We start from the raw sequence: 14,213 nt of genomic DNA on the forward strand, positions 1-14,213 counted from the left end.
CCCTTTGGGGGAGGGCCCTTTGCTGCAGCCAGTTTACGCCGCGCGCTCCCATCTATAAAATGAATCGTTTTCATAACAACCATTCCTGAAAGGAATGTCATGGAGCTGCGCACCCTGCGTGCCTTCGTCGAGGTGGTCCGGCAGGGCGGCTTTTCGCCGGCTGCGCGCACGCTGTTCACCACGCAGTCGAACGTCAGCAAGGCAGTCAAGTCGCTGGAGGAAGAACTCGGCTGCCAGCTGCTCGACCGCATCGGCCATCGCAGCGTGCTGACCGAGGCCGGCGTGATCGTCCACGAGCGCGCGCAGGCCATGCTGGCCGCCGCCGACAGCCTGGTCGACGAGCTCGACGCGCTGCGCGGCATGCGGCGCGGCACCTTGCGCATCGGCCTGCCGCCGGTCGGCAGCGACATCCTGTTCGCGCCGCTGCTGGCGCGCTACCGCGCCAAGTACCCGCAGATCGACATTAGCCTGGTCGAGCGCGGCGGCCGCACGCTGCGCGACATGGTGCTGTCGGGCGAGCTCGACCTGGCAGCCGCCATGTTGCCGGTCGACGAGGAACAGTTCGAATGGAAGCCGGTGCGCACCGAGCCGGTCGACGCGCTGGTCAACCTCGCGCATCCGCTGGCGAAGCAGAAGCAGGTCTCGCTGCGCGAGCTGGCCGACACGCCCTTCGTGCTGTTCGAGTCGAGCTTCGCGTTGAACCAGGTGATTTTGGATGCCTGCCATCGCCAGGGCTTCGCGCCGCGGGTGGCGGTCAACAGCAGCCAGATCGATTTCATCGTCGAGCTGATCGCGGTCGGCATGGGCGTGGCCTTCATGCCGCGCCTGATCGCGCGCCAGCGCTCGCACCCGCGTGTGCGCCGCATCGCGCTCGACGATGCGGCACTGGAATGGACCATCGCCATGATCTGGCGCCGCGGCGGCCGCCTGCCGCAGACGGCGCAGGCATGGCTGGACCTGGTGCGTTAGGAACTTTTCGCCAGCCAGCGTCGCTGCCAGCCTTCGATCGGCCCGTTGGCGTGACGCGCCAGCCACCAGCGGCTCCACAAGGATTGCGCCGCCACGATCGCGCCGGCCAGCGCCATTCAGCCGGTCGGCGGCAAGGTGGCGCCGAGACCGAAGCCGAAGCCCTGCAGCAGCGCCGCGCACAGCAGCGATTGCAGCAGGTAGTTCGTCAGCGCCATGCGGCCGACCGGCGCCAGCCAGCCTTGCACCGCGCGCATCGGGCCGCCGTCGGCCAGCATGAAAAGCGCGACATAGCTTGCCGCCAGCAGCATGCCGCCGAGCGGCAGCGTAGCGAACAGGATGTAAGTCCACGGCCACGGGTGCAGCGGATCGATGGCTTCCAGCAGGCGCATCGTCGCCCATGCCAGGTTGAAGGGCAGGCCGACCGTCAATCCGATCCAGAAGGTGCGCCGCCACAGCATGCGGTGCCGCCACGGCCGCGTGAGCCAGCCGCGCCGCACCGACCATGCGCCGAGCAGGAACAGCACGGCGACCTGCGGCACGATCAGCAGCGATTGCGCGGTCATGGTCAGGTAATCCTGCAGCCGCAACTGCGCGATCGCGAGCCAGTCGCCCTGCGTCAGGATTTGGCGCGAGGCTTCCACGCCATCGACCGCGGCCAGCGCCAGTGCGGCCTGTTCGTCACCGCTCAAGGGTTGCAGGCTCAGCCACAGTCCGACGCCTAGCAATGCGAAGAACGCCAGCAGCCACAGCCGCAGATGCAGCAGCAGGGTGCGGGCGCGCACGCCGACGATGCCGAGCAGCACCACGCAGCCGAGCAGGCCGTAGAGTGTCAGGATGTCGCCGAACCAGATCAGCGTGCCGTGCAGCACGCCGCAGGCCAGCAGCCAGAGCAGGCGGCGCCGGTAAAGCCGGCGCGCCTCGTCCCATCGTCCGCTGCGGCGGCGGATGGCGCGCGTGATCAGCACCGCGCTGGCGCCGAACAGGAAGGCGAATACCGGATAGAACTTCTGTTCTGCCAGCAGCGCGGTCAGAGCCAGCGACAGCATGTCGGCCAGCGTGGCATCCGGCGGCAGCACGCCATAGCGCAGCGGCTGGAATCCCCAGACGTGCGACCAGACGTTGACGAACAGGATGCCGAACACGGCGAGCCCGCGCAGCGCGTCGATGCGGGCCAGGCGAGGGCGGACAGCGGCGGCGGAAGCGGACGAGGCAGTCAAGCGGTGCTGCAGGCAGTGGCGTTCGCGGAAATCAGGCCGGCGGATTGCCGGCCGTCGTTGTGCCGTTCAGCGTTTTGTCTGCAAACGGGTCGCCATTCTCCTCGACTTCCTGCTTCATGCGCGCCAGCGAGCCGTAGCGCAGCGCGAACACGCGCGTGAATTCGGCGCCGAACAGGAAGATCTGCGCCGAATAATAGACCCACGCCAGCAGTACTACCAGCGAGCCGGCCGCGCCGAAACTGGAGCCGATCGAGGCCTTGCCGAGGTAGAGTCCGATCAGGAACTTGCCGATCGTGAACAGCAGCGCGGTGACGATGGCGCCGATCCAGACGTCGCGCCACGGGATGGAAGCGCGCGGCATGAACTTGTAAATGATGGCGAACAGGCCGGTCACGACGCCGAACGAGATCGCCACGTTCAAGCCTTCGAGCACGATGGTCCAGCCGCCGAGCATGCTGCTCCACCAGGTGCCGAGTGCCGCCAGCACCGCGCTCAGGATAAGCGAGATGAGCAGCATGAAGCCCAGACCCATCACCATGCCGAACGACAGCAGGCGCTTGCGCAGCATGCCCATGATGCCGCCTTTTGCTTCGGGCGGAATTTTCCAGATGCGGTCGAGCGAACTCTGCAGTTCGGCGAAGACGGCGGTGGCGCCGATGGTCAGCGTGACGATGCCGAGCGTGGCGGCGACGATGCCCTTGCCCGGTTCGCTGGCCGACCTGAGCAATCCTTCGACGGCGCTGGCGGCGGTGACGCCGACGATGTCGCGCAGCTGTGCGACGATCTCGCCCTGGGCCGCATCGTGGCCGAAGAAGAAGCCGGCGATCGCAATCACGATCACCAGCATCGGCGCCAGCGAGAAGACGGTGTAGTAGGCGAGCGCCGCGCCCATGCTCGGCGCAAAGTCGTCTAGCCATGCCATGACCGCATCGCGCGTCAGCAGCCAGGCTTTCTTCGGCAGGGAATCGTCGTTCATCGGGTGCGGACCTTTCGCGGCATGGACTGCCTGTTGTTCTTCATGCGCGCAGCGTACCACCTGTGCGCGTTTGTGCAAGTGTGCTTCATGCTGTGCGCGACCCCAGGGAAGCGAGCGCGGCCGGTACCTCGTCGGCGATCTCGCGCGCGAGGAAGCCGAGCGGTCCGATGCGCTGCGCCAGCCGCCGTCCCGCCTGCGCGTGCAGCATCACGCCGCAGGCCGCGGCCTGTTCGACGCTGGCGCCGCGCGCGGCGAGGCCGGCGATGATGCCGGCCAGCACGTCGCCGGAACCCGAGCTGGCGAGGCCGATGTTGTCGCCCGCATGCTCCCAGTTCTGGCCGGACGGCGCGGCGATGCAGGTGGTCGCGCCCTTCAGCGCCACCACCGCGTTCCAGTTCTTTGCGGCGTCGCGCGCCGCGCCGTGCGGATCGGCGCGCACGGTTTGCTTGTCGTCGCCGAGCAGGCGTGCCATCTCGCCCGCGTGCGGCGTCAGGATCAGACGCGTGGGACCGGTGTTCTCGCCATCTTCCTGGTAGGCCTGGCTGCCGCGCACCACGGCCATGGCACAGGCGTCGAGCACGATCTTCGCGTCGGGAAACTGCGGTAGCAGCGCGCGCACGAAGGTGCAGACCGCATTCTCGTCCTGCATGCCGGGACCGATCAGGATGGCATCGAGATTGCGGCGCGCCAGCGGCTCGAAGAGATCGACGCAGTGCGCGGGAATGCCGCCGCCGTCGGTTTCCGGCAGGCCGATCACGCGCGACTCGGGCAGGGCCGAGGCCACCAACTGCGCCACGCTTTGTCCGGTCGCCACCGACAGCTTGCCGGCGCCGGCGCGCAGCGCGGCGGTAGCGGCCAGGATCACCGCGCCCGGCATCTGGCGCGAGCCGCCGATCACCAGCACATGGCCGCGTTCTTCCTTGTCACCGTCGGGCGACGGCATGGGCAGCGGCCATGCCTGCAGCAGGTCGGCGTCGAGCGTGGTGACGGCGGAGTCGATGGCGGCCATGGGTATCAGGGTTTGGGGGCGCCGGTCTTGTCGGGCGCGTCGGTGATGGCGGCACCGGCTTCGAGCAGCGGTGCGACGAAGTTGGTCATGCGCAGTTCGAGCTGGCCGAACTTGCCGATGTTGGGGTTGTAGCGGTACGAGGTGACAGAGCAGTTGGGCACGTCGCTGGCGCGGTCGATGCCGAGGATCTTGCTCTCGTCCATGTGTTCGAGCAGGTAGCGGAAGCAGTGCACGATCACCTGGTGGCAGACGATCAGCACGCGCTCGCCCGGATATTCGCGCGTGATGGTGTCGAGCGCATTGCGCAGGCGCAGGATCACGTCGCACCAGCTTTCGCCGCCGGGCGGACGGAAGTAGAACTTGCCGACGTGCTGGCGCTGTTCGTAGAGTTCGGGATGATGGCGCGCGATGCCGAGTTGCGTCAGGCGATCGAGGATGCCGAACTCCTTTTCGCGCAGACGCTCGTCGTTGATGAAGGTGTGTGGCGGATCGTTGTCGCCGATGCCTTCGAGGATCAGCTGCGCCGTGTGCCGCGCGCGCAGGTAGGGCGACGACAGCACCACCGTCGGCTTGTGTTCGGGCGCGAGATTGCCGAACCAGTGGCCGAGCGCGCGGGCCTGCTGTTCGCCAAGTTCGGACAGCGGCACGTCGATGTCGCGCTCGGCGATGTCGATGATCGCAAAGCCGCCGGTTTCGGCCACTTCGCGCGCCACGTTGCCGGAGCTCTGTCCGTGCCGCACCAGCCAGATCTGTTCGGGCCACTTCTGGTTCGTCATGTGCCAACTATCCTTTGCTTGAACCGCGAGCGCGATTCAGGTCAATAGAAGGCCAGTATCCCCGGCCCGCGCGAATCGTCTCTGTACGAAATCACGCATTTGCATGCGCGGACCACAGTGCAGCAGCAGTCGCGGACCATGGTAGCAAAAGAAAAAACCCTCTTCATGACAGAGGATTGACGCGGCCATATCGCGCGCATCGCACGCAGCAGCCGGCAGCCGGGAGTGGATGGAAAGCAGAGGTACGCGGGCCGTGAATCGGCATCGGCTGCAGTCGCCGGCTTTTTCTTCTCATGAGGAACCTTTTTGCCGGTTTTCAATCCATTTCCTCTCAGGCAGGGGCAGTTTCCCCGGCAATTGCCCCAAGGCCGGCCTGATACCCGCTTTTCTCCGCCCCTGCCGGTGTGTTCGAGGCAACGGGCGCGGGACTCCATGTAAAATCCGGTAATCTTGCTTGGCAATTAATAACCGAGCCGTTTGCAGAACGGCGCGACCGATGGAGATGCACTGCGCATGCCGCACGTCTCCATGCATTCCGCTGGCAACGGCCTTCGAAATGGCAACCGGCTTCTGTCGCATTCGACAGGCGGCTGGCAATGCCTTTGATTGGAAATCATGTTCGTGAATGTTTTTAAATTGGTACGGCTTCATCCTCGCGCCCTGGTTTTTGCGCTGACTCTTCTTCCCTGCATTCCTTCCCTCGCATTCGATTTCAACGACGTCGCCAAGCGCGCGCAGCAATTGTCGAAGACGGCCTACAAGGAACCGCAGGTCAAGCTGCCGAAGGGACTGGCCAACCTCGACTACGACGAATACCGCGACATCCGCTACAAGCTCGAGAAATCGCACTGGCGCGCGCAGAACCTGCCGTTCGAACTGAGCTTCTTCCATCAGGGGCGCCAGTACGCGCATCAGGTGAAGATCAACGAGATCGTCGCCAACCGCGCACGCCCGATCCCGTTCGACCCGCGCAACTTCGATTACGGCAACAACAAGATCAATACCTCCGAGATGCGCAGCATGGGCTTTGCCGGCTTCCGCGTGCATTACCCGATCAACACGGCGAAGTACAAGGACGAGGTCATGGTGTTCCTCGGCGCCAGCTATCTGCGCGGCGTCGGCAAGGACCAGACCTACGGGCTGTCGGCACGCGGCCTGGCGGTCGATACCGCGCTCAACTCGGGCGAGGAATTCCCGCGCTTCACCGAATTCTGGATCGAGCGTCCGACTGCGCGCAGCAAGCAGATCACGATCTATGCGCTGCTCGATTCCAAGCGTGTGACCGGCGCCTACCGCTACGTCATCAAGCCGGGCGATCCGACCGTGACCGAGGTCAAGTCGCAGCTCTATCTGCGCGAGAACGTGACCAAGCTCGGCATCGCGCCGCTGACCAGCATGTATTTCTTCGGCGAGAACCAGCGCGCGGCGGTCGAGGACTATCGTCCCGAGGTGCATGATTCCGACGGCCTGTCGATCGCGTCCGGTACCGGCGAATGGATCTGGCGCCCGCTGGTCAATCCCAAGCGCCTGCTGGTCACGTCCTATTCGCTCAGCAATCCGACCGGTTTCGGCCTGATGCAGCGCGATGAAAAATTCAGCAGCTACGAAGACCTCGAGGCGCGCTACGAGACACGTCCGAGCGCCTGGGTCGAGCCGGTCGGCAAGTGGGGCGCGGGCCGCGTCGAGCTGATCCAGATTCCGACGCCCGACGAGTTCAACGACAACATCGTCGCCTTCTGGATTCCGGATCAACTGCCCAAGCCGGGCCAGCCGATCAATTTCGACTACAAGCTGAGCTGGGGCAAGGAAGCGCAGCAGCGTCCGCCGCTGGCATGGGTGACGCAGACGCGCCGCGGCCATGGCTACATCCGCAAGCCGGACAACACGATCGGTCTGTTCGTCGATTTCGACGGACCCGCGCTGAAGAAGATGAAGGCCGATGCCAAGGTCGGCCTGCGCGTGTCGGCCGATGCCAACGGCCAGATCGTCGAGTCGCATGCCTATCCGAATCCGAAGACCGGCGGCTGGCGCGGCACGGTGCGTGTACGACGCGTGGATGACACCAAGCCGGTCGAACTGCGCGGCTTCCTGCAAGATGAAAACGCCACGTTGTCCGAAACGTGGAGCTACATTCTGCCGGCGGATTGATGAAGAGCGCATCCATTCCCGCTCTGTGTAAGCGCTATCTCGATCGCCTGGCACTGCCCGCTGCCACGCGCCGCCAGATCGATACCCTCCTTGCGAACGAACTGCCGGCAGCGGCCGACGAGCAGGCCGCGATGGCGGCACTGCATCGCATCCTGGCCGGCGGCCATGCCGGCGACAATCCCGCACACGCCTCGGCGATCGCACGTGCGCAGCTGGCGGTCGAGCAGGATGCCGGCTGGTGCGACGAACACGGCAGGCTGGTGGCCGATGCCGCCGGTGCTGCCTCGCTGTGCGTGGCGCCGCCGATCCACCGCGCCTCGATGGTGCCGCATCCGTGGGGCTCGCTGAACCCGCTGGTGCGCTGGTGGCAATCGATGTTCAGCCGCAAGCAGGCGCAGGCCGAGGAAACTGAAGCCTCGGAAGACGGCGATCTGCCGCCGCCCGGCAAGACCGGCGGCGGCGCGCGCCGGCTGGTGCTGCTGTTCCTGATGCTGGGGCAGACCGCGATGGCGACCTATTTCATGAGCCGCGTGCTGCCTTACCAGGGCAGCGAACCGCTCGAGATGGCGATCCTTGGTTTGTTCGCATTGCTGTTCTGCTGGGTGTCGGCCGGCTTCTGGACCGCGATGACCGGCTTCCTGCTGCTGGCGCGCGGCAAGGACCCGTTCCTTATCACGCGCGACGTGACCACCGGCGGCGCCATCGATCCGGCGGCGCGTACCGCGATCGTCATGCCGATTTGCAACGAGGATGTCACGCGCGTGTTCGCCGGCCTGCGTGCCACTTACGAGTCGGTCGCCAGGACCGGCCAGCTCGACCGTTTCGACTTCTATGTGTTGAGCGACACCAACGGCAGCGACACCGCTGCCGCCGAAGTCGCGGCCTGGAACAGGCTGTGCAACGCGGTCGACGGTTTCGGACATATCTTCTATCGCCGCCGCCAGCGCCGCGTGCGTCGCAAGAGCGGCAACATCGACGATTTCTGCCGCCGCTGGGGCAGCCAGTACCGCTACATGGTGGTGCTCGACGCCGACAGTGTGATGAGCGGCGACTGCCTGACCAAGATGGTGCAGGCGATGGAAGCCAATCCCGATGCCGGCATCATCCAGACCGCGCCGCGCGCGGCCGGTCGCGATACGCTCTATGCGCGCATCCAGCAGTTCTCGACGCGCGTCTACGGTCCGCTGTTCACTGCCGGCCTGCATTACTGGCAACTCGGCGAATCGCATTACTGGGGCCACAACGCGATCATCCGCATGGTGCCGTTCATCCGCCATTGCGGGCTGGCGCTGCTGCCGGGCAAGGGCACCTTCTCGGGCGAGATCCTGTCGCACGACTTCATCGAGGCCGCGCTGATGCGCCGTGCCGGCTGGAAGGTCTGGATCGCCTACGATCTCGACGGCAGCTACGAGGAAATGCCGCCCAACCTGCTCGACGAATTGAAGCGCGACCGCCGCTGGTGCCAGGGCAACCTGATGAACTTCCGCCTGTTCATGGCGCGCGGCATGCATTCGGTGCATCGCGCAGTGTTCGTCACCGGCGTGCTGGCCTACCTGTCGGCGCCGCTGTGGTTCCTGTTCCTGATCCTGTCGACGGCGCTGCTGGCGCAGCACACGCTGGTCGAGCCCGCCTACTTCACTGAGCCGTGGCAGCTGTTTCCCAAATGGCCGCAATGGCATCCGGAAAAGGCGATGGCCCTGTTCAGCGCCACCATCGTGCTGCTGTTCCTGCCCAAGCTGCTGAGCGTGATCCTGATCTGCTTCCAGGGCGCCAAGCACTTCGGCGGCCGCTTCCGCCTGTTCGTCAGCATGTTCATCGAAATGCTGTTCTCGATGCTGCTGGCGCCGGTGCGCATGCTGTTCCACACCCACTTCGTGATCGCCGCCTTCATGGGCTGGGCGCTGCGCTGGAAGTCGCCGTCGCGCGAGGATTCCGAAACCACGCCGGGCGAGGCGATCCGCTACCACGGTTACCAGACGCTGCTCGGTCTGGCCTGGGGCGGCGCGATCTTCTGGCTCAATCCGGCCTTCCTGCCGTGGCTGCTGCCCATCGTCGGTTCGCTGGTGGTGGCGATTCCGGTCTCGATCTATTCGAGCAAGGTCTCCAACGGTCTGCGCTTCCGCCGCGCCAAGCTGTTCCTGATTCCGGAAGAGGACGTGCCGCCGGTCGAACTGCAGGAAACCGTGCGCCACGTGCGGGAGACGCCGCTGCAGCCGGACTTCATCCAGGCCGTGGTCGAACCGCAGTTCAACGGCCTGGTCTGCGCCACCGGCATTCGTCACCCGCGCCGTTCGGCGCGTGCGCTGAAACTGCGCGAGGAGATGGTGCGCACCGCGCTCGTGAAGGGGCCTGCCGGTCTGCCCGATGCGCAGAAGAACAAGCTGCTGACCGATCCGGCATTTCTGTCGCAACTGCATCTGGCCGTGTGGACCTCGGCGGAAGCGCATCCGCAATGGCTGCGCGATCTGCTGCCGGAAGAGGAAGTGGTGCAGGCGCAACTGCGCCTGCGACAGGTTGCCTGAGGCAGGCGGACCTTCGATGAAAAAGCCGGCTTGTGCCGGCTTTTTTCATGCGCGCGATCAGGCCGGCAGGAAGATGCGGAAGGTGGCGCCGGGTTCCGTCGTTTCCAGCAGGATCAGCGTGCCGCCGTGGCGTTCGATCAGATGCCGCGCCAGTGCGAGTCCAAGCCCGGTGCCGGCCTGGTTGCCGGCGGCGCGGCCGCGATAGTAGCGATTGAAGATGGCGTCGCGTTCTTCGGACGGAATGCCGGGGCCGTTGTCCGCGATGTCGATATGCCAGCCTTCTGCCACCGATGCCGCGCGCAGCACGATGGTGGTACCGGCCGGCGTGTACTTGATGGCATTGTTGACCAGCGTGCCGAGCACCAGCCGCAGGATGTCGGCATCGGCGCGCACCTGCATCCTCGCCTGTTCGGTGTCGATGCGGAAGCTGTGCCTGCCGGTCAGCGAGCGCATCATGTTGACGGTGTCTTCCAGCATCGGCAGCAGGGTGACGTTGTCGTGCCGGACCGGCTGCGAGAACATCTTCAGGCGCTCGCCGTTCAGGTACTGGCCGAACAGGGAAGACAGGCGTTCGGTCGAGCGCCGGATCTTGTCCATGCGCTGCATCGACTTCGGCGAGAGATGGCTTTCCTCGCGCGCGACGTTCTGTGCGGCGGCATCGATGATGGCCAATGGTGTGCGCAGTTCATGCGAGACCATGGCGATGAACTGTTTCTGTTCTTCCTGCGCCGCCCGTTCCTGCGACAGCGCCTTTTCCACTTCTTCCATCGCCATCATCACTTCCTGTGTCCGGTTCATGACCTGGCGCTCGAGTTCGCGCTCCGACTCGCGCATCATCTGCAGAATTCTGTGCTGCGCCGCTTCGTTGGCTTCGCGCAGACGTTGATGCCGCTTGGTGATCGAATGGAAGATCATCAGGCACAAGATGGTGGACATGATGGTCGTCGAATAATCGAACAGGGCGATGCGCACATAGCCCTGGCTGGCGAGGAACTGGATCACGATCGCCAGCCCGCCGTAGGTGATCAATATCAGCAAGGGCAGCCGGATCTCGTTGTGGCCGCGCACCGCGTGCGCCAGGATGATCAGCAGGCAGATGGGCGCGGCGATCATGAAGCTGTGCGCGATGATGGTGATGGCGAGCGCGAAGTATCCGCACAGCGAAATGACGATCGAAAAGGCGGCGACTACATAGACGGGCACCAGCAATGCCCGCGTCAATCTGGGATAGCGTATCGTCAGACCCAGGAAGCGCAGGACGAAATGCATGCATGTCGCGATCAGCAGCGCGGTACTGATGAAGCGTATCTGGTTGATCGTTTCCAGATGCTCGTCGCCGAGCATGTTCCTGATCAGGCTGGCCGCGGCCAGATTGGCGACCACGGCGCAGAACAGATAGGCCGAAAAGGTCAGGTAGAAGCCGTCGCGCGTGGCGCGGTAGAACCAGATGCTGACCAGTCCCAGCAGCAGGCTGATGCCGGTGCGCAGCCCCCACAGCCATTCTTCGGTGATGCTGCCCTGGACGAAGGCGTCGGCTTCCCACAGCACGATGCGCTTGATGGTGGTCTGCCGGTTGTCAACGCGCAGATAGAGCGTCAGCGGAGTCTCCGGCGACAGCGTGAGCTTGATGATGGCATTGCGATAGTGCTCGATGGGCAGGGGCGACGGACCGCTCTGCGGCAAATAGACCTGCAGCGTTTCCGGGGTATAGAAGGCAAGCTGCTCGGCCGCCGACGGGCGCTGTATTTCCAGCCAGCGCTCCTGCTTGCCGGAGGCCAGCGGCGCGATGCTGAATCTCAGCCACAGGACGCTTCCGCGCCGCGTCTGCCGCAGAATATCGGCACCGTCCGGTTGCCAGCCGCTTGCCTGCATGGCCTGTTCGAGCGTCAGGTTCTCATCCGCGTTGAGCAGGATCTCCATGTGGTTGCCGATATCCAGCCGCTCGCCGTCAGGTTGCAGCGGTTGCGCGGCACTGCCGATGGCCGGCAGCAACAGGCACAGAATCAGAATCCGGCGGAACAGGAAGCGCATGGCAAGGAAGGAAGAAGAGGTCAATCGGTTCGGCATGGGCGCGATATTCATGTCGGCCACGAGAGTCTTTGCCGGCTTTCGAATTCCAGTACACGACCCGAGATCGGGTCGGTGAAGCGGATGGATTTGGCGAGCAATTGCAGCGGATGGCGGAAATCCTGTTGTTCGCCTTCTTCCGGAAGCAGACGCGGATAGATGCGGTCGCCCACGATCGGCATGCCGAGCGCCGCCATGTGCGCGCGCAGCTGATGCTTGCGGCCGGTGACCGGCGACAGTCGATAGCGGCCGAGCGCGTCCTGCGCTTCCAGCAGTTCGATCATGGTTTCGCTGTTCGGCGCGCCTTCGCTTTCCTGCATCTGCATGAAAGCCGGACTTTCGATCAGCCGGCTGCGATAGACGGTCGGCAGCGCGAGATCGGCACGCAGCGGTGCGATCGCCTCATAGATTTTCTCGACACTGCGGTCGCGAAACAGGCCCTGATACAGATTGCGCGTGGGCGGCCGGATCGTGAACAGTACCAGCCCCGCCGTCTCGCGGTCGATGCGGTGCATCGGCGTCAGGGTCGGAATGCCGAGCCTGCGCTTGAGGCGCACCAGCAGCGTTTCCTGCACGTAGCGGCCGGACGGCGTGACCGGCAGGAAGTGCGGTTTGTCGGCGACGACCAGATAGTCGTCCTGATACAGCACGGATTCCTCGAAAGGAATGCGCGGTTCGGCCGGAAGATGGCGGTAATAGAACAGGACGGTGCCGGCGCAGTACGGCGCATCGGGGGCGACCGCCTGTCCGTCGCGGTCGATGATGTCGCCCTGTTGCATGCGCATGCGCCAGTCGGCGGCCGATACGGCCGGGAAGCGTTCGCTGATGAAATCGACGACGCACCGCCACGGGCCGGGCGGCAGTACCACGCGGCTTGCGCCCACGCCGTCGCGATCCGGCGGCCGCATTGCCTGCCTTGCCTGCCGCCGGCTCATGCCTTGTTCTTACTCACTGTCTTCTTCGAGCCGGCGCGCACGCTGCAGCCGCCATTCCCATGCGGGTTCGCCGCCATAGACGTCTTCCGGCGTGGTCGGCGTTTCCTGCAGGTGGGTGTCGAGCGCGATGCGGTTGTCGAAGACGAAGCACTCGCCTTCCCAGTCGCGCTCGGCATCCGGCATCTTCTCGAAATAGTTGAGGATGCCGCCCTCGAGCTGATAGACGGGCACGCCCAGGTCGTGCATCCAGGCGCTGGTCTTCTCGCAGCGGATGCCGCCCGTGCAATACATGGCCACGCGCTTGCCTTCCCTCTTCCAGAGCGGAACGTTGTCTTCGATGAACCTGGGAAAGTCGCGGAAATTATCGACGCCCGGATCGATCGCGTTATGGAACTTGCCGAGCCGGTATTCGAAGCTGTTGCGGTTGTCGATCACCACCACGTCGTCCTGCGCGATCAGTTCGCGCCACTCGGCTGGCGGCACGTCGATGCCCTTCTTCGCAACGGCATCCACATCGTCCACCCCGAGGAACACGATCTCCGACTTGCGGTGCACCTTCATGCGCGCGAACGGCGGCGTGTCGCAGGCGCTGTGCTTGAAGTGCACGTCGGCGAAGCGTCCCGCGAACAGCGCATCCTCGCGCAACGCCTGTTCGAACGCGGCGACCGCCGCCGGATTGCCGGCCAGTACGCCGTTGATGCCTTCTTCCGCCACCAGGATGCTGCCGAACAGCGATTGCGTCAGTTCGCGCAGGCGCGTTGTCACCGCGTCGGCATCGTCGAGGCGGACGAACTTGTAGAAGGCCGTATGGATCATGGACGGTGCCGTTGCAGGCAGGGTGGAAGAAGTCGGATGCGTCATGGCGGAATTGTCGCAGATTTGCCGGGCTGCCGGCATTGATGCGCAGCAATGACACGGGCGCTGAATGCACATGCGTGCGATTCCTACGACAGATGATGCAGATTTCCGATACGCGCGCGGCGGCAGCCGGCTTACATTGCTTTCGAAGGCAGTTGCTGCCTTTTCAACCAATGTCATTCAGGAGGCAATCATGACCGCAAGAAAGACCAAGCCAGCAGCATCATCGCCAGCCAGGCAAGACGCCATTGCCCTGCTGATGGATGACCACAAGAAAGTGAAAAAGCTCTTCAAGGAATTCGAAAAGCTCGCCAAGGCCGACGACACCGACGGCAAGGTGGAAGTGGCGCGCCAGATCTGCGAGGAACTGACCGTCCACGCCATGATCGAGGAAGAAATCTTCTATCCGGCCGCGCGCGCCGCGGTCAAGGACGAGGACATGTTCAACGAGGCCGAGGTCGAGCATGCGAGCGCCAAGGACCTGATCGCGCAGATCGAGGCAATGGATGGCGACGATCCGATGTACGACGCCACCGTGAAGGTGCTCAGCGAATACGTCAATCACCACGTCACCGAGGAAGAGGAAGAGATGTTTCCCAAGGTGCGCAAGTCCAAGCTCGATCTGGACGCCGTCTGCGTCCAGCTCATGGAGCGCAAGGAAGAGCTGACCGAAGGCGTCGCCGCCTGACCGTCACGCAGGCCGGCGCGACGCGGCTGGTCGCGCCGGCGGGAGCAG

General features: G+C 64.6%; 10 protein-coding genes and 1 pseudogene. 4 read left to right on the forward strand and 7 right to left on the reverse strand.

Annotated features, from left to right (window positions below; genetic code table 11):
• The first annotated feature begins 99 nt into the window (after positions 1-99).
• Positions 100-969, forward strand: coding sequence for a LysR family transcriptional regulator (locus IEV38_RS11110; RefSeq protein ID WP_188396284.1), 870 nt, complete (start codon positions 100-102; stop codon positions 967-969).
• Here the strand turns inward: IEV38_RS11110 and IEV38_RS15440 are convergent.
• The 4 genes and pseudogenes from IEV38_RS15440 to IEV38_RS11130 form a co-directional block, all read right to left on the reverse strand.
• Positions 966-2,015: pseudogene (locus IEV38_RS15440) on the reverse strand (DUF418 domain-containing protein). The gene IEV38_RS11110 and the pseudogene IEV38_RS15440 overlap by 4 nt on opposite strands.
• 202 nt (positions 2,016-2,217) lie before the next feature.
• Entirely contained in the window at positions 2,218-3,162 is a 945-nt protein-coding gene (locus IEV38_RS11120) for a YihY/virulence factor BrkB family protein (protein WP_188396285.1), read from the reverse strand.
• A gap of 85 nt (positions 3,163-3,247) precedes the next feature.
• Positions 3,248-4,171, reverse strand: a complete 924-nt coding sequence (locus IEV38_RS11125) for an NAD(P)H-hydrate dehydratase (protein ID WP_188396286.1) — start codon at positions 4,169-4,171, stop codon at positions 3,248-3,250.
• Positions 4,172-4,176: 5 nt separating this feature from the next.
• Positions 4,177-4,947 carry a histidine phosphatase family protein gene (locus tag IEV38_RS11130; RefSeq protein WP_188396287.1) on the reverse strand — a complete coding sequence of 257 codons (771 nt, stop codon included), beginning with the start codon at positions 4,945-4,947 and terminating at the stop codon, positions 4,177-4,179.
• Positions 4,948-5,562: 615 nt separating this feature from the next.
• On the opposite strand from IEV38_RS11130, the gene IEV38_RS11135 reads away from it, so the two are divergent.
• Together IEV38_RS11135 and mdoH are read left to right on the forward strand one after the other, a co-directional pair.
• Positions 5,563-7,095 carry a glucan biosynthesis protein G gene (locus tag IEV38_RS11135; RefSeq protein WP_188396288.1) on the forward strand — a complete coding sequence of 511 codons (1,533 nt, stop codon included), beginning with the start codon at positions 5,563-5,565 and terminating at the stop codon, positions 7,093-7,095.
• Positions 7,095-9,617 carry a glucans biosynthesis glucosyltransferase MdoH gene (gene mdoH / locus IEV38_RS11140; protein ID WP_188396289.1) on the forward strand — a complete coding sequence of 841 codons (2,523 nt, stop codon included), beginning with the start codon at positions 7,095-7,097 and terminating at the stop codon, positions 9,615-9,617. The genes IEV38_RS11135 and mdoH overlap by 1 nt, the downstream gene beginning before the upstream one ends.
• Positions 9,618-9,674: 57 nt before the next feature.
• On the opposite strand, the gene IEV38_RS11145 is transcribed toward mdoH, so the two are convergent.
• Genes IEV38_RS11145 through trhO form a run of 3 tightly spaced genes read right to left on the reverse strand, consistent with a single transcriptional unit; the run spans position 9,675 to position 13,480 of the window.
• Positions 9,675-11,699, reverse strand: a complete 2,025-nt coding sequence (locus IEV38_RS11145) for a sensor histidine kinase (RefSeq protein WP_188396290.1) — start codon at positions 11,697-11,699, stop codon at positions 9,675-9,677.
• Positions 11,696-12,592, reverse strand: coding sequence for a pseudouridine synthase (locus IEV38_RS11150; protein ID WP_229728992.1), 897 nt, complete (start codon positions 12,590-12,592; stop codon positions 11,696-11,698). The genes IEV38_RS11145 and IEV38_RS11150 overlap by 4 nt, the downstream gene beginning before the upstream one ends.
• Positions 12,593-12,628: 36 nt before the next feature.
• Positions 12,629-13,480, reverse strand: coding sequence for an oxygen-dependent tRNA uridine(34) hydroxylase TrhO (trhO, locus tag IEV38_RS11155; RefSeq protein WP_229728993.1), 852 nt, complete (start codon positions 13,478-13,480; stop codon positions 12,629-12,631).
• 190 nt (positions 13,481-13,670) lie between these two features.
• On the opposite strand from trhO, the gene IEV38_RS11160 reads away from it, so the two are divergent.
• On the forward strand, positions 13,671-14,165 hold the full coding sequence (locus IEV38_RS11160; protein ID WP_188396293.1) for a hemerythrin domain-containing protein: 495 nt from the start codon (positions 13,671-13,673) through the stop codon (positions 14,163-14,165).
• The last annotated feature ends 48 nt before the right edge of the window (positions 14,166-14,213 follow it).

Source organism: Oxalicibacterium flavum (assembly GCF_014635065.1).
In the GTDB taxonomy this organism is placed as follows: Bacteria; Pseudomonadota; Gammaproteobacteria; order Burkholderiales; family Burkholderiaceae_D; genus Oxalicibacterium; species Oxalicibacterium flavum.